Origin of the sequence: Paenibacillus oryzae, from assembly GCF_001675045.1 — a bacterium.
Lineage (GTDB): Bacteria > Bacillota > Bacilli > Paenibacillales > Paenibacillaceae > Pristimantibacillus > Pristimantibacillus oryzae.
Genome location: NZ_LYPA01000070.1, coordinates 48,492 through 69,543, shown reverse-complemented (window position 1 = coordinate 69,543; position 21,052 = coordinate 48,492). Strand labels below are relative to the sequence as shown.

Genomic DNA, 21,052 nt, shown 5'->3' with positions numbered 1-21,052 from the left:
GCTTACCTTACATTTCGTTCAGCTTGACCCATCTCCGCTCGGCAATAGACAGATCCACCGCCTCCAGAACCTCCTGGCACTTCACGCCGTCCACAAAGTTCGGCACCGGCTGGCGTCCCTCGCTCAGCGCGTTCATCAGCTCCAGCACCTCATGCGTAAACGTATGCTCGTATCCGATGGTATGCCCCGCCGGCCACCAGGCATCCATATAGGCATGCGCCGGATCGGTCGCAAGCACCCGTCTGAAGCCCTGTACATCCTCGGCATCTTCGGTAAAATAAACCTGAAGCTCGTTCACGCGCTCAAAATCAAACTTGATGCTGCCTTTGCTGCCGTTGATTTCAAAGGCGTTGGTGCAGCGATGCCCCGCTGCAAAGCGGGTTGCTTCGATGCTGCCCATCGCTCCGCCCTCGAAACGCGCCATAAACACAGTGGCGTCATCCACAGATACGTCGCCGAGCTCGCCGCCCGCTTCGCCCTTGGCGCTCAGCCCCGTCATCGCGGAAGCGATCGGCCGCTGCTTGACGAATGTTTCGCTCATGCCGATAACCTCATCAAATTCGCCAACGAGATACCGCGCCATATCAATGACATGCGCGCCCAAATCGCCATGCGAGCCTGAGCCTGCGATTTCTTTTTGCAGTCTCCAGACGAGAGGGAAATTGGGATCAATAATCCAGTCCTGAAGAAACACGCCGCGAAAATGATAAATTTTGCCGATCCGTCCTTCGCTAATCAGCTTTTTGGCCAATTGAACAGCAGGAGCGAAGCGATAGTTGAAGCCTACCATATGCGTAACTCCGGCATTCTCCGCTGCCTCTAGCATCTCGCGCGAATCCTTCAGTGACAGCGCTAGCGGCTTTTCACAAAAAATATGCTTGCCGTTAGCTGCGGCGGCCAATGCAATTTCCTTATGCGCGTCGCTGGGCGCGTTGATGTCGATCAAATCCACGTCGTCCCGCGTCACAAGCTCGCGCCAATCCGTCACGGACTGCTCCCAGCCGAATTGCGTCCGCGCCTGCTCCAGCTGAACGGGATCGCGTCCGCAAATAACCTTCATGACCGGCTTTGAAGCCGCATCCGGGAAAAACATCGGCAGCGCACGATATGCGTTGCTATGCGCTTTACCCATAAACTTATAACCAACCATGCCTACTCTAACATTTGCCATCCTGATCGACCGCCTCTCCAGAATTTGATTTATTTTTAGAGATTGCTGCTATAGCCGGGCCTTTTGAAAAAGCGCTTACAGCACCAAGTCTTTTGAAGCTGCCTGTTTCGCAAGTGAGCCGTTTTGTTTTAGTTTTAGTTTTAGTTTTAGTTTTTGTTTTCAAGAGGATTCCCGGGCTTCAAACGCAACAGGGAGACGGATTAAACCGTTGCCCTCGGCCCTATTCCCGATTTCCTCCTTCTTCTCAGGTGACAGCAGCCTTTCCGCCGCCAGCTTCCCCATTTCGTAAAAGGGAACGCTTATTGTAGAAAGTGTCGGGCTAATTAATCTGGAGCCGTCCGAATCGTCGCAGCCCACCAAGGCGTAATGCTCACGCGCCTTCAAGCCGCGCTCCGCCAAGCCTTGCATCAATCCGATTGCCATACGGTCGTTGGCCGCAAATACGGCGTCGATTCTGCCTTCGGCTATCCCTTCGCCAATAGGGCCAGCCAGCTCATAGCCGCTGGTCCGGCTGTAGTTGCCTACAAACATCAGCTCCTGCCTGACCGAATAGCCAGCCTCGCGCATCTCCTCCCGATAAGCCCTTAGCCGGTCTCCGCTGTTGGAGTATTGCGGCGGGCCATTCAGAAATGCGATCCTTTGTCTGCCGCCCTCCAGCAGATGGCGTATAGCCAGCCTGCTTCCGCTCACATGATCCGCATCCACTGCCGGAAAATCCTCGCCGCCAAAATGCTGGTTCACCAGACAAAACGGGTGCCCCTCCATTTGCAGCTCCTTAAGCGCTCTGCGCTCCTCCGGCACATCGCTTGAGCCAAGCATAATGCAAGCATCGACCTTTTGAGCCCGAAACAGCTTGGCATAATCATGACGTTGATCAGGGCTGTTAAAGATCAGCAGCAAATCATAGCCGCAGCGCTGCGCCGCTTCACCAATTCCGCTTAAGATTTCCGAAAAATAATAAGTGGAAAACAACTTGACCTTAGGCATAAAAGGCAGCACAACCCCAACGTTGCCGCTTCTCCTCCTGGCAAATTGCTGCGCCAAAGCGCTGGGCACATACCCGATCTGACTGGCAGCCTCCAGCACGCGGCGGCGCGTTTCTTCCTTGATCGGGCCTACATTGTTCAACACCCGCGACACCGTCGCCTCCGATACGCCCGCCAGCCGGGCTACTTCCTTCCTGCTGATGATGCTTCCTCCTTAATGACAAACTCAAACGAATTTTACAAATGAGAAGACCTTATCCATCCATATGCGTTCAAGCTCAAAAACCATAATGTACACGCGTACATTATGTCATGAAACCGCTTTTAAGTCAACGCAAAAAATAAGTACGCCGATGCTTGAACAATGGTAGAAAAATAGAGGTGTTGAGCGTTGGGTGTTCGGTCTGTACTTTGCCGGTCATTCATGACCGGCAAAGTCGAATAGGGCTAGTGTTTACCAGAGCAATGGTCATTCATGTCCACAAGAGTTAGAAAAATCCTTCTGTCCTGCAGAGCTGCAAGTCCGACATGTCAAGGGTTCCTCACCGCAAGGCGATGTGTCAAGTGTTCCTCACCGATTTGCGGTTTAAGTCTTAATTTCTGGCTTAAGCCTTATTTTAGGGATCGCTTTTTGATCTCCAGCAGCCATTTGTACAGCTCCGTCAAGCTGTCGCTCCCGGCATGCCGTTCCATATTAGCCTTGTAGCTGTCGCGTTTGCTGTAAAGCTCTGAAACGCGCTTAACCAGCTCGCCCGCGCCGAGTTCTTCCTCCTGAAGAACCTCGCAATACCCCGCCTTGCGGAAGGATTCGGCGTTAAGCAGCTGATCCCCCCTGCTTTGACCCTTCGGAAGAGGGATGAGCAGCATTGGTACACGGACCGCATGAAATTCAAAAATGGAGTTGGAGCCTGCCCGCGAAACGGCCACATCCGTCATTGCCAGCAAATCCGGCAGCTCCTCCCCGACAAAGGGAAATTGCTTGTAGCCGGGCAGCGAAATGCTTTCGTCCAAGCCGTTTTTGCCGCACAGATGCACAATTTGGAACTGCTGAAGCAGCTCTGGAAGCGCCTCGCGTACAGCCTCGTTAATCCGCCTTGCGCCAAGGCTGCCCCCCATGACCATAAGCACGGGCTTGCCGCTGCGGAAGCCGCATAAATCGCGGCCGCGCTTGGGATTACCCGCAAACAGCTCCTTGCGGACAATAGCCCCTATATGTCTGCTTTTGCCGGAAGGAAGGGTTTCGCCAGTTTCGGGAAAGGTCGTGCATACCCCCGTAGCAAAAGGGATAGCAATTTTGTTCGCCAGTCCCGGCGTCAGATCGGATTCATGAATAAGTACGGGCACCCGGTTCATCCAGGCGGCCAGCACGACGGGCACCGACACAAAGCCGCCTTTGGAAAATACGACGTTTGGCTTTTGCTTGCTGATGATGCGGCAGGCTTGCCAAAGCCCTTTGATCACCTTGAAGGGGTCCTTGACGTTTTGCCAATCCAGATAACGCCGCAGCTTGCCGGTTGCAATCGGCCAATAGGTGACGTCATTAACCTCGCTCACCAGCTCCCGTTCGATTCCGTTTTCCGAGCCTATGTAATCCACGCTCCAGCCTTCTCCCTGAAGGAGCGGTATTAATGCCAGATTGACAGTAACATGGCCTGCCGAACCGCCTCCGGTCAATACAATCTTGTTCAATGCCATCCATCCTTTTTCTGTTCGGTATTACCATTATACGTTTCCCGCCGCAATTTAACATTCCCTCTCTTCAATTTCTCATCAATTGCCCGGGCGCAGCGCAAAAAGCCCCGGGGGCGGAATGCCCTCGAGACTTTTTGATGATAGCGTAGCTGCTGCATTTCCGGCTGTGACGGCCTCCTTGCCCCCGATTAGGCTGAGGTGGGCCTGATGTACTCGTTGCATCTTCTACAGACCTCGTCGACTACGTTGCAGCTTCCCCCATGCAGCCAGTTGGCTGTATTAATTAAAATCTGCCGTAGAAGGCGTTTCTGTACACTTCCGCAAGCTCCGTAACAAGCGGCAGCTTTGGATTCGCAGTCGTACATTGATCCTCGAAGGCGCGGTCTGCCAAATAATCGACGCGTTGCTCAAAATCCTTAGGATCAATTTTTAGATCCTCGAATTTTTCCTGGATATCCAGCTCTTTGTTCAGCTTGCGAATCGCTTCGATCAAGCTGTTTACGCCTTCCTCCGTCGTGCGTGCCGGCAAGCCCAGTATGCGGGCGATTTTGGCATAGCGCTGATCGGCTACAAAGTGCGTATATTTCGGGAACGATACAAACTTCGAGGGCTTCGACGCATTGTATTTAATAACATGCGGCAGCAGGATCGCATTGGTGCGGCCGTGAGCAGTATGGTATTGACCGCCCCATTTATGCGCCAAGCTGTGGTTGATGCCAAGGAATGCGTTGGCAAACGCCATGCCCGCAATTGCCGATGCATTGTGCATTTTTTCGCGCGAGTATGGATCGGCATTTCTGTACGAGCTGATCAGATTTTCGAATACCAGCTGAATCGCGTGAAGCGCCAGGCCGTCCGTATAATCATTAGCCATATTGGATACATAGGCCTCGATTGCATGCGTCAACACGTCCATGCCGGTGTCGGCTACCGCGCTTTTCGGCAGGCTGAGCACGTAGTCGGGATCAATGATCGCCACGTCCGGCGTCAGCTCGTAATCGGCCAGCGGATATTTGGTGTTGCCGTTTTCCTTGTCGGTAATAACCGCAAACGAAGTAACCTCTGCGCCTGTACCCGATGTTGTCGGAATAGCCACGAACTTGGCTTTGTCGCCCAGATGCGGGTATTTGTAAACACGTTTGCGGATGTCCAGGAACTTCTGTTTGACCGATTGGAAATCCGTTTCGGGATGCTCGTAGAACAACCACATGCCTTTGGCTGCGTCCATTGGCGAACCGCCGCCCAGCGCGATAATGCAATCCGGCTTGAAGGCATCCATCATGGCTACGCCGCGTCTGACCGTTTCAATCGAAGGATCAGGCTCAACTTCCGAAAAAACTTCAATTAAAACAGGTGTCTGACGCTTCCGTAAATAATATTCAACCCGCTCTACATATCCAAGCTTCACCATGACAGGGTCGGTTACGATCATGACGCGGCTGATATTCTCCATTTTGGCCAGATATTGAGTTGCGCCTCTTTCAAAATAAATTTTTGGCGGAATTTTAAACCATTGCATATTCACGGCTCTTAGTGCCACCCGCTTCACGTTTATTAGATTATCGACCGTCACGTTCGATGTTGTCGAGTTTTTGCCATACGATCCGCAGCCCAGCGTAAGCGAAGGCGTATTGGAGTTGTAAATGTCGCCGATGCCGCCATGCGTCGAAGGCGAGTTGACCAAAACACGGCCTGTTTGCAGACGATCCCCAAAGGCCCGGATAACTGCGTCGTCGTTGGTGTGAACCGCCGACGAATGGCCCATGCCGCCAAACTCAACAACCTTCATGGCTGTTTCGATGCCTTGCTCCACATTTTTAACTCTGAGACATGCCAGCACGGGGCTAAGCTTTTCAGCCGACAGCGGGTAATCGGGACCTACGCCGCCGATTTCAGCCACCAGCATTTTTGTGCCTGCAGGCACTTTTACGCCAGCAACCTCGGCGATGTACGTTGCAGGTTTGCCTACAATTGCGCCGTTGACTGCGCATTTATCCTTGACGATAACCAAATCGGACACCTTCGCTGTTTCCTCCTTGCTCAGGAAGTAGCAGCCTTGATCCGCCATCAGCTTTTTCACTTTTTCATAAACCGGCTCTTCGATAATGACCGCTTGCTCGGATGCGCAAATCATACCGTTGTCAAACGTTTTCGAAAGGATGATATCGTTGACCGCTTGCTCCAGGTTTGCTGTTTTTTCAATAAAAGCAGGCACGTTGCCCGAGCCAACGCCAAGCGCCGGTTTGCCGGTGCTGTAAGCCGATTTGACCATGCCGGGACCGCCTGTTGCCAGCACGAGCGCAACGTCGGGATGGTTCATCAGCGTTTGCGTCGCTTCAACGGAAGGCAATTCGATCCATTGGATCATATGCTCGGGAGCGCCATTTTTCACGGCTGCATCCAGCAGCGTTTTGGCAGCTGCTGCGCTGCACTTTTGAGCAGATGGATGGAAGCCAAACACAATCGGGTTTCTCGTTTTTGCAGCAATCAGCGCTTTGAACATCGTTGTCGATGTCGGGTTTGTTACCGGAGTAACCCCGGCAAGAACGCCAAGCGGCTCTGCAACCTTCATATAGTTTTCGTATTTGTTTTCTTCGATGACGCCAACCGTTTTTTTATGCTTGATGTCATGGTAGATGTATTCGGTCGCAAAGATGTTTTTTGTGATTTTGTCTTCGTATACCCCTCTGCCCGTTTCCTCTACCGCCATCTTCGCCAGCTCCATATGACGGTCCAGACCAGCCAATGCCATAGCCTGTACGATTGTATCAACCTGCTCCTGGTTCAGCTTCATAAACTGCTCCAGCGCTTTTTTTGCATTGGCCACCAACTGATTCACGTGTTCGCCCGCCGTCATTTCTGCAGCCGGCTGATCTTTAACCTTGCTCTCTTTAACAGCCATTTGTTTTCCCTCCTGTAAGGTAGTCGTTGTTTATCTCTTCTTGATATCAATATACCCCTCAGAGAAGGTTCCATCTGTGAATTATTTCACATATTTTCGGTTTTTGTGAAAATTTTCACCTGAATTTGATCTGGAAAAAGAGAGCATTCTCACAATCCGCTCTTTTTGCCCGCATCGCCCCTATTGATGGATTTGCGCAACGGACATTTTTGTCCGCCATAAGGCAAAAATTGAGGATTTTGCTAGTGTGGCGGACATAAATGTCCATTAGAGCAATCATTTTACGTAAATCAGGTTATTTCGGGGTTGTTACGGACACTAACGTCCGCTAGCCGTATAGATTCCTTTGATTTGGCCCTGTAACGGTCATCGGTGTCCGCTGTGGTCGGGCCAGAGAAACAAAAAAACTATTGACGAAATTCCGGGCCTTCGCTAATATTTACCTATTGTTAATCGTAATAATTACTATTATAGAACAAAACAAAACCCTGGAGGCCTATCATGACTAAAAAGACCATTTATTTGCTGACCTTAGCCGCGCTTGCGATAATGCTGCTTGCTGCTTGCAGCGCAAACTCAACAAATAGCGGAGGCGCAACGTTTAATGGCAGCTACTCACCCCAAAACGCCAGTTCCTCGGGCGCAGATCCGGCAGGCTCTGCTGCCAACGAATCCACACATCCCGCTGCGCAAGAGCTTACCTATGCAACCGCCAAAGATATCAACGATATTAACCCGCATCTCTACGCCGGCTCCATCCCTGCCACTGGCATGGTTTTTGAATCGCTGGTTGAAAATACCAAAGACGGCATCAAGCCGCTGCTTGCTGAATCCTGGGACATTTCTCCCGACGGCAAAAGCTATACGTTTCATCTGCGAAAAGGAGTAACCTTCCACGACGGAGCCCCCTTTAATGCGGAAGCCGTCAAAAAAAATATCGAGGCTGTGCAGGCCAATGCGGCCAAACATGCCTGGATCAAGCTTTCGGCCAAAATTGCGGCTATTCATGCCCTTGACGAACATACCGTTCAACTGGACTTGACCGAAGCCTATTACCCGGCTCTTCTGGAATTGGCCATGACGCGGCCTTATGCTTTTATTTCGCCAAACGATTTTAAGAATGGCGGCACCAGGGATGGCGTAACGGGCTACAACGGAACGGGTCCTTACAGGCTTGTTGAACACAAAACCGATCAATACGCCGTATTTGAAGCTAATGAAAGCTATTGGGGCGAAGCTCCGCATCTATCGAAAATAACCGCAAAGGTGCTGCCAGCCGGGGAAACCACCCTTTTGGCCTTGAAGAAGGGAGAGGTTAATTTTATTTTTACGGATGACCGCGGGGCGGACAGCATTGATGTGCAAGCCATGAATCAATTGGCGGAGGATCAAAATTATCAGATTGTCAGAAGCCAGGCGATGAATACAAAAATAATTGCTGCAAACAGCAGCAAAAGTGATAGCCCCGTCGCTGAAAAAGCAGTCAGGGAGGCTCTTTGGCAAAGCATCGACCGGGAAACCATCAGCATGGACATTTTCAGCGGTACGGAATTGCCTGCCGAATCCCTTTTCTCCTCCAACGTCAACTATGCCGATATTGGCCTGGGCAAACGGGAATATAACCCGGAAGCGGCTATCAGGCTGCTGGAGGAAGCAGGCTGGAAATCAGATAGCCGCAGCGGCATCCGCTCCAAAAACGGCCGCGCCTTAAGCGTCAAGCTATACTATGACGCAGCCTCACCGTCCCAGAAAACCCAGGCCGAGTTTATTCAGAGCACGGCCAAAACAGCCGGTATCGGGCTAGAGCTTGTTGGCGAGGAATCCTCTTCATTGGCAAAACGGAGAGCAACGGGCGATTATGAGCTGCTGTTTAATCAGACCTGGGGTTTGGCCTATGATCCGCAAAGCACCATTTCCGCTTTTACTGCTGAATCGTCTTACCTGCATACAACCAAGGGAATCCATCAGGCGGATGAGCTGTACGGTAAAATCAATGAAGTGATGGTTTCAAAGGACGAGCAAAGCAGACAAGCGCTGTATAGAGAAATTTTGACCATCGTTCATGACGAGGCTGTGTTTATCCCGCTAACCAATGGAATCGTAACGATCATTGCACCCAAGGATTTAAAGCATATTTCCTTCAAGCAAACGCAATATGAGCTGCCCTTTGAAAAAATGGGCTTCCAATAAGCCGGTGTTACGATCATGAAGCGATATGTGCTGGGCAAGGTTGTTTTTGCTATACCGTTGTTGATTATTATTACGTTTTTAGCCTTTGGTCTGAACCATTTGTCGCCCGTCGAACCGGCCGAAGCTGTCCTGCATGCGCAAGGCGTGCCAGAAATTACGAAGGAGCTTATTGCCGAAACCAGGGAAAAGCTCGGAATGAACGACCCTTTTCTGTTCCGGTATGGCAGTTGGCTGCTGGATTGCCTGAGGCTTGACTTCGGAAGCTCCTATGTCACCGGCCTGCCGGTCTGGTCCCAGCTTGGGCCGGCTTTCCTCAATACGCTGAAGCTGACGCTGGTTTCAATGGCCGCCATTGTTGGTTTATCCATTGCGCTTGGCGTTGGATCAGCACTGAGAGAAGGACGGCTGCTGGACAAGGGCATTCGCGGAGCTGCCTTTCTATTGACCTCCATGCCGCCTTATTGGCTGGCAACACTCATGATCTGGTATTTTTCGGTGAAGCTGGATTTGCTGCCGACAAGCGGCATGGATGCCTGGCAAAGCTATATTTTGCCGGTAGCCATTATTACAATCAGCTACGCCGGCATCTATTTCCGGGTAATCAGAAGCTCCATGTTAGGCAATTTGAATGAAGATTACGTGCTGTACGCAAGAGCAAACGGTTTGCTGGAGCTCCTCGTTACCAAACATATTCTCCGCAACTCGCTGCAAGTCGCCGTGTCCGTATTCGGCATGGCGATTCCTGTCATTTTGGGCAGCACCGTTGTTGTCGAAAATCTGTTTGCCTGGCCCGGATTGGGCTCGCTCAGCGTCAGAGCCATTTTGAGCCGCGATTACCCCGTCATTCAAGCTTATGTGCTTATTCTGGCCGTTACCTTTGTTTTTTTCAATACGTTGTCGGATATCGTAAATGCCGCAATGAATCCTAAAGCAAGGATGGATCGCTGAATGAAGCTTCTATCTATTATGAGGCGCGATAAATGGGCCGCTGTCTGTTTTACCTTTTTGTCCGCCGTTATTGCCGCAGGCATTTTTGCTCCCTGGTTTGCGCCGCATCCTCCGGAAGAGGTGCATATGGAGCTTCGTTTTGCAGGCGCCTCCTGGACCTATTGGTTAGGCAATGATCACCTGGGACGCTGCGTCCTGTCGCGATTGATTTACGGTATTCGCCCCAGCGTGCTTTGGGTGCTTGCCGCACTTTCCGCATCGGTTGCCATCGGTGCATTCGCCGGATTTGCAGCCGGGTATTTCAGAGGAAAAACAGATGTATTGCTGATGCGCCTTTGCGATGTTATGCTTTCCTTTCCGGGTTATGTCATGACCTTGGCTGTCATCGGCATTATGGGGCCAGGGCTGGAACATATTTTGATCGCGTTTGTGTTGATGAAGTGGGCCTGGTTTGCCCGAATCATCCGGACATCCGTGCTGCAATACAGCAATTCCGACTATGTCCGCTTCTCCAAAATGCTTGGTTTGCCGGGGGTCTCTATTATGATCAGGCATCTTTTACCTGTAACGCTGCCGGATATTCTTGTTGTATCCAGCAGCTCGTTTGGCTCCATGATCCTGCAAATATCGGGCTTTTCTTTTCTGGGGCTTGGCATTCAAGCTCCCAATGCGGAGTGGGGCATGATGCTGAACGAAGCAAGAAGCGTCATGTTTTCCAAGCCGGAGCTGATGCTGGCGCCAGGCATCGCGATTGTCCTTGTTGTGTCAGCCGTCAATTTCCTATCGGATTCTTTTCAACGCATGCTGGACCCAAGGCTGATGAGCTCGCGCCCTATACGGCTAAAGCAGGGGTTTTCCATTTCGACACGGCTGAAGGAAAGGGAGGTGGCATAACGGCATGAAGGATTTGGTGGTTTCGAAGCTGCGGATATGGGATAGCCGCTCCGGCGCCGCGTTGGTTGAGGACAGCTCATTTACGGTCAAGGCAGGAAAATGTCTGGCTATCGTAGGGGAAAGCGGCAGCGGTAAATCGTTGACCTGCCGTGCAATTATGCGGCTGAACAAGGCCGGTCTGCGTCAATCCGGCGACATCTGGCTGGGCGACATCAAGCTGACTGCTCTTACTGAAAAGGAGATACGGCGGATACGCGGCACAAAGCTTTGTTTGATCCTGCAAAATGGCATGCGCGCCTTTGATCCCTCCAGCACCATCGGCTCTTCCGTGCGGGAAACGCTGGCTTGGCATTACGGATGGAGCCGGAGCGAAATGATCGGCAAAATGGCAAAAGCAATGACAGCTGTCAAGCTGGACGACTACCTCCGCATCTTGAACAGCTATCCCCACCAGCTATCGGGCGGAATGCTTCAACGAATGATGATCGCCCTTGCCATCGTGCTGGAGCCGGAGGTGGTCATTGCGGACGAACCAACGACAGCGCTCGATACAGTTTCTCAATTTGAGGTATTGCAGCAATTTGCCCTACTCCGGGAAAGACTCGGCTGCACCATGGTTTTTGTTTCCCATGATTTGGGCTGTGTCAAAAAGCTGGCGGATGAGGTGCTCATTATGAAAAATGGAGTTATTGTTGAAAAAGGAGCCGCTAGCGATATTTTTCACGCTCCCCGCCATGACTATACCCGTTATCTGGTAACGGCCAAGACTTCGGTGAACCAGCATTTTCGCCGTCTTATGGGAGGCGATAGCTTTGTTTTCCATTGACAAAGTCTCTATGTCATACCGAAGCGGCGTTTTTTTTTCAGGAAAGCGCCATTCCGTTCTTTCGGATATCAGCTTCCAATGGACGCCGGGCGAATGTCTTGGCATAATTGGTGAAAGCGGCAGCGGAAAATCCACATTGGGAAAACTTCTGCTTGGCATTCAAAAGCCGGATTCGGGCACTATTCTATGGAACGGAAAAGCCGTCACTGACCACAAAAACCGCAGGGGCAGCATTAGCGCCGTATTTCAGGACTACACCTCCTCCATTAACCCTTTTTATACGGTGGAGAAGGCGTTGCTGGAGCCGCTTCTGCATATCGGAGCAAGCGGCAAGCCCCCATATCCCGTTTTGGACAGCCTGCTTGAGCAGGTTGGACTGGATAGCTCCTGCCGGGGCAAATATCCTCATGAGCTTTCAGGAGGGGAAGCGCAGCGGGTATGTATCGCAAGAGCCTTGTCCACAAAGCCGCAGTGCATTTTGTTCGACGAAGCGATCAGCTCGCTGGACGGCTCCGTGCAAATGCAAATTCTGGAGCTGTTAAAGGAGCTTTCCTCGACGGAAAAAATGGGCTTTATTTTTATTACGCATGATATAGGAGCCGCCGCCTACCTGTGCAGCCGCCTCATTATAATGCAGGACGGAACGATCAGGGAAATCGTACATACGGATCAACTGAAGTCCGTCGAAACCTCTTATGCCAAAAAGCTGCTGAACAGCGTCATTTTATGAAGTGATTTTAACAGGAGGCGTTATTGCGTTGAAAGGAGCTTTAGCCTGGCCGTTTATGCGGCTGTATCTATTAACACTGTTTTATTTTGGGGCCAATTCCATTCTTAATGTCCTGTTGCCGCTCAAGGGCGCTGCGCTGGGGGCCAGCAATTCAACGATTGGCCTTGTGATGGGCGCTTATTTGTTCACCACCATGCTATTCCGTCCTTGGGCCGGGATGATCATTCAAAAGTATGGCTCCGTCACCATTTTACGAATTATTTTGATTGCAAACGGAATTGCCTTGTTCATTTATACATTTAGCGGCCTGGAAGGATATTTTGCGGCGCGTATGCTTCAGGGGATATGTACGGCATTTTTTTCTATGATCGTTCAGTTGGGGATTATCGACGCTTTGCCGGAGAAGGATCGTTCGCAGGGTATCTCCCTATATTCGCTTAGCGGCTATTTGCCTGCCGTATTTGGTCCTCTGATTGCTATAGGCATCTGGCAAGGCAGCAGCGGGTTATCTTTTGCAGCAGCCATGGCGGTTATTGTCATTTTGACAGCAAGCACGGGCTTTAACGTAAAAATGGAGCAAAAAAACGAAGCTTCGCCTATAAATAGCGGGAAAAGCAACAAATCCGATCGTATGGACAAGCCGGCCAAATCCGGCGAGCCTGCAATAACCATTCTGCAATCCTATTCCATGCTGATTACGAATCGCCATTTATTCAAAAGCAGCATCTTGATGCTGACGGCTTCTGTTGTATTTGGCGCGGCCACTACCTTTATCCCGCTTTATGCGAAGGAGGTTCCCGGCGGCAGCAGCGCAATTTTCCTGATGCTGCAGGCAATCGCAATTGTTTCATCCCGTTTTTTCCTGCGCAAGCGCATTCCCTCCGATGGCAAATGGCATTCTTCATTTGTTATGACGATTATGCTGATGCTGTCTGTTGCAGCGCTTGCGGTCAGCTATGCATCAATGGGAGGCATCCTATTTTTCTACGGCGGCGCCTTCTTGATGGGAATCGCCCAGGCACTGCTATACCCTGCTTTAACAAGCTATCTGGCCTTTGTGCTGCCGCAGGAAAACAGAAATGTTTTGCTAGGCCTCTTTATCGCAACTACGGATTTAGGGGCTTCTCTTGGCGGAATCGTAATGGGACCGATCTCGGATCTTTCCTCCTATTCCGTCATGTATGCCGTTTGTGCCATTTTAGCGGGGACAATGATTGTGTTTGGTTATTCTCGCCGTCCTCAGATTCAGCTGTCCTAAAAAAAATGGGTTGTCCGTTGCAGCTTTGCGCTGCAGCCGGACAACCCATTTTGATATCGAGGCACATTTTTGTACATACCAGCCTAATGTTCTACATCAAGCGGATTTGCCTTTAAGCCTTAGTTATAGCTAATGCCATTCTTCGCCAAAATATCCTTCAGCATCATGTACACATCGCCGTTGGTCAAGCTCTCCTGATTTTTAAATGCAGCAATGGTGTCGTCTTTAACTCCGCCTGCTTTCAAAATATCAAGCGCCGTTTCAGGCGTTGCTTCCGCATTCATCGACAGCGCCAGCGTATAAGCCGCTTGCTGCAAAGTAAGCGGTGATTTGGTCGCTTCCTCGTCGCTCATGTCTTCCGTCGATTTGGTGACAGGATTAGGGAATATGGTCTTGTGAGCTTTTGCAGCCCCGTTGACATTGTATTGCATTCTTCTTGGATTGGATTCCGCATCCAATTGAAAATCATTTGTATATCCGCTTTGGGCAATCCCCATGCTTGCCGCCGCCTTTAAGCCTTCATAGGCAGGGTGACTCATATAGTCAAACATAGGCACCGCTGGCGGATTCAAATCCATGCCTTGATCGGTAAGGCGCTTCTGCAGCTCGGCAATCAAAGTCTCCGAGGCCGACAGCTCGCGCAGTGAAACGCCTTCCTCCTGAGACAGCTTAACCGCCGCTCCAGCCGCTTGCGCCGTTGCCATTCCGAGAGGCACAACGCGGGCGCTGCCATGAGGAAGCGTATCGAAGCTTGCCGCGCGTCCAACAACCAGCAGGCCGTCCAACGTTTTTGGCACTAACGTGCCAAATGGCACACCATATTGCTTCGGAGCCATAACGACGGCGCCGCGGTCCGTTTTGGCGGATGATGTGCTTTGAATGTCAACCGGGTACGAGCCAAATGCGATATCGTCCCAATGACGGCGCTGCTCCAGCAGATCAACCATGGAAAGACGATATTCGCCCACCAGGTGGCGCGTTTCGCGCACGTACAGCTCCGGGGCAAGCTCGCCCAGCTCAACTGGCTCAAGCTCTGGATACAACGATTTCATATGCTCCACCATAAGCGGAATTTCCTTGCGCGCAATTTCGTACGCTTCATCAATAGATGCCTTATCGAACGGGTCAACACCAAAAATTTGAACAGCGTTGATCAGAATGGATTCATCATTTTGACGGCCCAAATTCAGACCGCGCGTACGGATGCGTTCCGGATTGGTAGGTTCATAATCCCACATTTCCTTATAGCCCCAGCCGCTTTGCTCATTTGCGCCCGTGCCGGGATCATCATCGCCGTTCAGCGTCTTTTTGATGCCATTCCAAACCTTCTGTGTAACGCCTGTCAGCTTGTACACGGGCGTAACCGCCATCAGCAGCTTGTCATCGCCGATATCCTCGCGGCCAAACGTAAACTCCGCGCCTGCTTCCGCAGCAATGTCGCCATCCTGAGTGGCGTCGATCAGAGCCGGCGCTTCAATGGAAAGCTCCGTTCCGTCAGCCGCAATAGCTTTAATGCCTTTTACCGTTACAGCTCCATTAACCGTTTCAACAACAGGCTTGATTTCTTTCATGCCCAGCTTAACGTCAATGTTTTTTTCATTTGCCACCAGCTCATGAAAGGCATTGGCAGCCGTTGTAATGTCAAAGGAATCGCCTTCGATCTTGTCGAACCATTCCTTGAATATGCCTTTATTGTAATAATCCTTGCCATCCGGCATCCGGTTCATATCCAGGCTGTTCAGCCAGCCTTGGGTAAACAAGCCGCCAAGCACTTCACGGCCTTTTCCGTCAATCAGCAGCGTTTTCATCCCGTTGCGCGATGCCGATACAGCCGCTGCAACGCCTTCGGGGTCAGTTCCTACAACAATAACATCATAAGTTTCACTCAAAACCTCGGTTTGGGGCAGCTCCTTCACTTCCGTTACGGGTTCTTTTATCTCTTTCCCCTTGTCCTTCCCTAACCCCACATAAAACAAACCGGCAATAATAATCAGCAAAAGTCCAACCGACAATCCAACAGCAAGCTTCCTGTCCTTCATTGTTTTTGCGTACACTCCTTTTCCAGTTTGCATCCCAACTATTATAGACTAGTATCGGATGCATCTCAACTTTTAATAGATTCACCAAGCTATAGTGTACCTTCAATCCCTTTACAACACCGAAAAAAAACCTTAAGAATCTCTGAACAATCCTCAATAATTTCTAAGTTTCTATTTAGGCTTAAACCAGAAATCAGTGCTTGACTTGGGCCGAGATGAAACGCTGCGGGACAGAGGGTTCTTCCGATCGCTGTTAAAGCCCGATTCCTTTTATTTTTATGAGGACTATGGTGGGAATCGGTCTTTAAAGGCGAACACTGACGTTTCTCCAGAATCCCTCCGCCCCTCCGCTAAGCTCTGTTTTCTGTCAAGCACTGATTATTAGGTTGAGCCTCTATTTATTGTTCTTTGCATAAAAAAACCTTTCGAAGGCATTTTTAGGATGCCATCCAAAAGGTTTCATTAAACGAAGCTTGCTATTGGTAAATTTAATCAGGAAAGCTCCCGTTTGCCTATGCTTAAGGCGCCGTTTCGAGAAACTTTGCGGTTGGATTTTTGTCGATAGCCGTCCGCATCGCATATTCATTTTCGAATAAAACGACGTAGTTATCCTTTTTGTCCTTTACCAGCGTTGAGTTGATGCGGAACTTGGATGGATCAAGCTTGTCGTCGATAATCCATCTTGCAAACTGGAACGTCATGCGATGTAGCAAAATATCAACGCCGTATTCCGCCTTCATCCGGTGCTCGAACACCTCAAATTGCAGGTGGCCGACAACGCCCAATATCGTTTCATCGAAATTGCCCGTGGAATAGAACACCTGAATGGTGCCTTCCTCCGTCAGCTGATCCAGACCCTTCTGATATTGCTTGTGCTTCAGGGCGTTTTTCACTGTCACCTTGGCGAAAATCTCCGGCGAAAACGTCGGAAGCTCGTCAAAAACAATTTCGCTGCCTTGAGATAAGGAGTCGCCAATCCGGAAAATACCGGGATCGAACAAGCCGATAATATCTCCAGGATACGCCGTTTCGACGATATCTCGGTCTTGAGCCAGAAATTGCTGGGGCTGCGACAGCTTGATATCCTTTTTGCCCCGAACATGCCGAACGCTCATCCCCCGTTCAAAACGTCCCGAGCAAATACGCAGAAACGCGATGCGGTCGCGATGGGCCGGGTTCATGTTGGCCTGAATTTTGAAGACATATCCGCTGAACTTTTCCCCAGTAGGATCGACGGGGCCGCTCAGGCTATTGCGCGGCGTTGGCTTTGGAGCCAGCTGCAGGAAGTTTTCCAGAAACGTTTGCACGCCAAAGTTGTTGACGGCGCTGCCGAAAAAGATTGGCGTCAGCTCGCCGGCCTGGACCTTTTCATAGTCAAACGGATCGCCAGCCACATCAAGCAGCTCCAGATCGGAGATCAGCTGGTCCGTCAAATAGTCGCCGGCCATCTCGCGAATGATAGGATCGTTGTAATCTCCCACTTTTTTGACCTCGATCGTGGAATGGTCGTTCCCCTGGAACAGCTCCACCTGCGACTTCATGCGATCGTATACGCCGCAAAGCTCGCGGCCCATGCCGATCGGCCAGTTCATTGGCACCGAACGGATGCCCAGCACCTGCTCCAGCTCTTCCATGAGGTCAAACGGGCTTTTGCCTTCGCGGTCCAGCTTGTTAATAAACGTAAAAATCGGTATGCCGCGTTTGCGGCAAACCTGAAACAGCTTGATCGTCTGGGCCTCGACGCCTTTTGCAACGTCGATAAGCATTACCGCGCTGTCCGCAGCCGTCAAGGTACGGAAGGTATCCTCGGAGAAGTCCTGGTGACCAGGCGTATCCAATATGTTTACGCGATGGCCCAAATAGTCAAACTGCATGACCGAGGAGGTAACGGAGATGCCCCGCTGCTTCTCGATTTCCATCCAGTCGGATGTTGCGTGGCGGCTTGCTTTCCGCGCCTTGACGGAGCCGGCAAGCCGAATGGCCCCTCCGAATAGGAGGAGCTTTTCAGTCAGGGTTGTTTTCCCTGCGTCAGGGTGGGAAATGATCGCAAAGGTGCGTCTTTTGTCCACTTCCTGTTTAATTTCTTCGGTTAATGATGGATTCATTCTTTACTTCCCTTCACATAAAAGCCGCACGTTTTGAGCTCGCTTGTTTCTATCGTTCAACTTAAATTTCGTATTTCTATTTATCTGCGGCTGTTGGTAATCCAGATAACGTTATCTTCCTCTTGACCGTTTACAGGCCACCAGTGGAAGCCGTCTTCGTTAAGCAGATTTTCGGCCTTTTTGGGGCCCCACGAGCCGGCAGGATAATATTGCAGATCGCCTTTTTCCTCACGCCATGCTTGGGCAATGCGATCCACAAACTCCCATGCATGAGCCACCTCGTCCCAGCGGGTGAAGTAGGTGGAGTCGCCACGCGCCGCATCATGAATCAAGCGCTCATAAGCCTCTGGCGTATTGATGCCAATTTGGCAGCTTTGGCAAAACTCCATATTTACCGGTTGAACAGCATTGTCCGAACCCGGTTTTTTGGCGTTTATTTTAATGTAGATGCCTTCCATCGGGTTAACCCGGATAACAAGCAGGTTTGGCGACAAATCATGCTTTTGCGCAAACAAAACGTTTTCCGGCATCGATTTGAATTCTACCACAACCTCTGTTGATTTGACAGGCAGTCGTTTTCCTGTACGGATGTAGAACGGTACGCCCGCCCAGCGGAAATTGTCCACAAATACTTTTGCGGCAAAATACGTTTCGGTCGTTGACGAAGAATCTACGGATTCCTCCTCGCGGTAACCCGGCAATTGCTTTTCTCCGGTAGAGCCGGCAGCATATTGACCACGGATAACATGCTCGCGCACATCATCGCTGGATTGATAGCCGCGCAGCGAACGAAGCACCTTCACCTTTTCGTCGCGGATATCTTCGCCGTGCAGACGGCTAGGCGGCTCCATAGCGATCATCGTCAGCATTTGCAGCATATGGTTTTGCACCATGTCCCGCAGCGCGCCGGACTTGTCGTAATAACCGCCGCGTTCTTCTACGCCTACCGTCTCGGATAGCGTAATTTGAACGTTGGCGATGTGCTTGTTATTCCAGAGCGGTTCAAAAAAGGCATTCGCAAAACGGATAACCTGAATGTTTTGCACCATTTCCTTGCCCAGATAGTGGTCGATGCGGAAAATTTCTTCTTCCTTGAAAACCTGATTAAGCTGCTCATTCAGCTTCTGCGCCGATGGCAGATCATAACCAAAAGGCTTTTCGATAACGAGGCGATGCCAGCCGGAGGACTCCAGAAGGCCGCCGTCGCGCAAATTGAAGGATACCGGTCCGAACAGCGATGGAGCCAGCGCCAGATAGAACAGACGGTTGCCGGGAATATTAAATTTCCGGTCAAGCTCCGAGGATAACGAATTCAGCTCGCGGAAGCCGTCAACATTGTTGATGTCGAGCGACATATAAACGAAATGCTCCTGGAACTTGTTCCACAGCTCCGAGTCGTCCGCGCGATAACGGCAAAACTCGTTGATGGATTCGTAAAGGTCGGAGCGGAACTGCTCGTTCGTGCGGGGACGACGAGCCAAGCCGACAACGGCAAAATTTTCAGACAGCTTGCCTTCTTTATATAAACTAAACAAAGCCGGGAACAGTTTGCGCCGCGCCAGATCGCCTGTTGCTCCGAAGAGATAATAAACAGCGCCTTCCGGTGAAATGGAATCGGGAATAGTATTGTAAGTCATATACTCCTCATTCTTTCTATATATAGTTTAGTCATTGCATTGTCATGTTATGTAGTGTAGCATATTCAATTCCAATTCGCCATTAATCGACCCATAAAAAATACTGATAAACAATACAAATTCTACTGATTGAAATCACTCTTTATTCACCATTTTGTGCGTTTGTTACGGCATCGGTTCCTCCGAAGTCTCCAGATATAAGCGGGACCCCTATCGTTAGCTCAACGGCGTCACGCTCCGTATTATTATGCTCGGACACCTGCAGGTTGGCATTGCGCCGTCCGTCAAGTCCCGCGCGATGCCTTAATTTGCCCGTATACATCGTTGCGCTGTACGTGCCGTCTTCATCATAGGTCTCCAGCTGCTCCGCCAAAGCCAATCTCTGCAAGGTATGCGCGGCCCCCGAAGATTCCGTAAATCCGCGAACCTTGAAGCTGGTACCAACGATGGCGGCGCCGCCATCCATTTTTTCCGCCAGTCTGCCCGCAGCCGCCAATAAAGAATCGGCCGTCGTTACATCTCCCGTCTGTCCGGAACGCTCCAAAAGGATAACAAGGCGGGTTTTCCCATCCTCGACGCCAGCATCATGAATCGTTATGACGATATCGCTGTATTCTGGAGAAGTCACGGTGGCGGTACGCCCATCATTTCTGACAACGGTCTCTCCACCTGCGCTTGCGTTTCCGGCAAGCCACTCCGAAGCCAGTCGCCCGGCCGTACCCGTGGTTTCGCCAAATCCAGCGCTTGAGGCCTCCGCCTCCTGCTTTCCCAAGCCGCCAGCAGCAGCCGGCAGCTCCGCATCCATTCGTATGCTCCAGGCCGCGCTTGCAGCTCCGCCCACCAATAATCCGTCGCTCCAGTCCCACAGCAGCTTCACATCTTGCTCGATCGCTTGAATTGGCGATACGGACAGGTCAGCATCCTTGTTAATTAAAAAAGCTAGAACCAGCAAACACGCCAGCAGAAGGCCAGCTGCACCCGCCCCGCGCAGCGCCTTTTTCCTTCTTTCGTCCTTGCCTCCCCGTCGAGGCGAGGACGCGCCGCGTTGCTTTCTCCTTGTTTCCGGTTTCAAAATAAAACGTGGTGGTATATACATAATAAACGCCTCCCTTATCTGCTGTCGTACACATTCGCCCGCTCATGAATACAATGGGTGCATGCAGCATAAGAAAGGTGGCAGGCAGGAATGGAACAAATTTATCCTTTAAAAGAAGAAATCATTTCCCGCTATTGCGGGATGCCCGTTTGCGCGGTTATGAAAAACGGCATTCGTTACGTCGGGACGTTGTCGGCAAGCCGCGCAGGAGCCGTACATCTGGATATCGGCTTTGGATCGCCGTACCATCCGGGGCCATTCAGACCAGGCGTTCATCCCGGACATATGGGCGATTCCTCCATGGGCAGCGGCAGCCAGCATGAGGGAGATGGGGCCGATCCCAACGAACAAAAAAGAACAACCGGGGTCAGCAATCCGGCGGCTGCGAAAAAGAAAAAAAGAATAAAAGCCTCCGCAAGCTCATCTACTAATAAGTACGCGAAAAAAGCGTCCAATCCTGCTGCTCGGGAAAAAAACGAGCAAAATAGCAGCATTTTAACGCTCAATCTTGACGACATTTTATTTCTTGTCCGTATAGTTTAAGTTAGGCGGCGCAGTGAAAGCTGCGCTTTATTTTC

15 protein-coding genes are annotated in these 21,052 nt (G+C 50.9%); 7 read left to right on the top strand and 8 right to left on the bottom strand.

The features are described 5' to 3' along the window. Positions 1–7: 7 nt before the first annotated feature. The 4 genes from A7K91_RS19575 to adhE all read right to left on the bottom strand — a co-directional run bounded on the left by A7K91_RS19575 (position 8) and on the right by adhE (position 6,751). Positions 8–1,171, bottom strand: coding sequence for a Gfo/Idh/MocA family protein (locus A7K91_RS19575; protein ID WP_068685882.1), 1,164 nt, complete (start codon positions 1,169–1,171; stop codon positions 8–10). Between the two features lie 159 nt (positions 1,172–1,330). Then, on the bottom strand, positions 1,331–2,362 hold the full coding sequence (locus A7K91_RS19570; protein ID WP_068685881.1) for a LacI family DNA-binding transcriptional regulator: 1,032 nt from the start codon (positions 2,360–2,362) through the stop codon (positions 1,331–1,333). A 407-nt stretch (positions 2,363–2,769) separates the two neighbouring features. Then, a complete protein-coding gene (locus tag A7K91_RS19565) occupies positions 2,770–3,852 on the bottom strand; it encodes an undecaprenyldiphospho-muramoylpentapeptide beta-N-acetylglucosaminyltransferase (RefSeq protein ID WP_068685879.1) in 1,083 nt (360 codons plus the stop codon). A gap of 280 nt (positions 3,853–4,132) precedes the next feature. Next, positions 4,133–6,751 carry a bifunctional acetaldehyde-CoA/alcohol dehydrogenase gene (adhE, locus tag A7K91_RS19560; protein WP_068685877.1) on the bottom strand — a complete coding sequence of 873 codons (2,619 nt, stop codon included), beginning with the start codon at positions 6,749–6,751 and terminating at the stop codon, positions 4,133–4,135. Between the two features lie 501 nt (positions 6,752–7,252). Here adhE and cntA point away from each other — a divergent pair. The 6 genes from cntA to cntE are packed head-to-tail and all read left to right on the top strand — an operon-like array spanning position 7,253 to position 13,597. After that, complete coding sequence (gene cntA, locus A7K91_RS19555) at positions 7,253–8,941, top strand: staphylopine-dependent metal ABC transporter substrate-binding lipoprotein (RefSeq protein WP_245697681.1); 1,689 nt, start codon at positions 7,253–7,255, stop codon at positions 8,939–8,941. Between the two features lie 15 nt (positions 8,942–8,956). After that, positions 8,957–9,889 (top strand): nickel/cobalt ABC transporter permease, encoded by a 933-nt coding sequence (opp1B, locus tag A7K91_RS19550; protein WP_068685875.1) that lies wholly within the window; start codon positions 8,957–8,959, stop codon positions 9,887–9,889. Beyond that, a complete protein-coding gene (gene cntC / locus A7K91_RS19545; protein WP_068685873.1) occupies positions 9,890–10,783 on the top strand; it encodes a staphylopine uptake ABC transporter permease subunit CntC in 894 nt (297 codons plus the stop codon). Positions 10,784–10,787: 4 nt separating this feature from the next. Beyond that, on the top strand, positions 10,788–11,609 hold the full coding sequence (cntD, locus tag A7K91_RS19540; protein ID WP_068685871.1) for a staphylopine uptake ABC transporter ATP-binding protein CntD: 822 nt from the start codon (positions 10,788–10,790) through the stop codon (positions 11,607–11,609). Beyond that, a complete protein-coding gene (locus A7K91_RS19535) occupies positions 11,596–12,339 on the top strand; it encodes an ABC transporter ATP-binding protein (RefSeq protein WP_068685869.1) in 744 nt (247 codons plus the stop codon). Before cntD ends, A7K91_RS19535 begins: the two co-directional genes overlap by 14 nt. Before the next feature lie 28 nt (positions 12,340–12,367). Then, positions 12,368–13,597, top strand: a complete 1,230-nt coding sequence (gene cntE / locus A7K91_RS19530; RefSeq protein ID WP_068685867.1) for a staphylopine family metallophore export MFS transporter CntE — start codon at positions 12,368–12,370, stop codon at positions 13,595–13,597. Positions 13,598–13,716: 119 nt separating this feature from the next. Here the strand turns inward: cntE and A7K91_RS19525 are convergent, their stop codons facing one another. From A7K91_RS19525 to A7K91_RS19510, 4 genes are all read right to left on the bottom strand, one after another. Further along, complete coding sequence (locus A7K91_RS19525) at positions 13,717–15,636, bottom strand: FAD-dependent oxidoreductase (RefSeq protein ID WP_156739684.1); 1,920 nt, start codon at positions 15,634–15,636, stop codon at positions 13,717–13,719. Positions 15,637–16,154: 518 nt separating this feature from the next. After that, positions 16,155–17,741, bottom strand: coding sequence for a peptide chain release factor 3 (locus tag A7K91_RS19520; RefSeq protein WP_068685864.1), 1,587 nt, complete (start codon positions 17,739–17,741; stop codon positions 16,155–16,157). 80 nt (positions 17,742–17,821) lie between these two features. Beyond that, complete coding sequence (gene zwf / locus A7K91_RS19515; protein WP_068685862.1) at positions 17,822–19,378, bottom strand: glucose-6-phosphate dehydrogenase; 1,557 nt, start codon at positions 19,376–19,378, stop codon at positions 17,822–17,824. 142 nt (positions 19,379–19,520) lie between these two features. Next, positions 19,521–20,474 (bottom strand): YwmB family TATA-box binding protein, encoded by a 954-nt coding sequence (locus A7K91_RS19510; protein WP_068685860.1) that lies wholly within the window; start codon positions 20,472–20,474, stop codon positions 19,521–19,523. A 90-nt stretch (positions 20,475–20,564) separates the two neighbouring features. Here A7K91_RS19510 and A7K91_RS19505 point away from each other — a divergent pair, with 90 nt between their 5' ends. Then, positions 20,565–21,017 carry a hypothetical protein gene (locus tag A7K91_RS19505; protein WP_068685858.1) on the top strand — a complete coding sequence of 151 codons (453 nt, stop codon included), beginning with the start codon at positions 20,565–20,567 and terminating at the stop codon, positions 21,015–21,017. Positions 21,018–21,052: the final 35 nt, after the last annotated feature.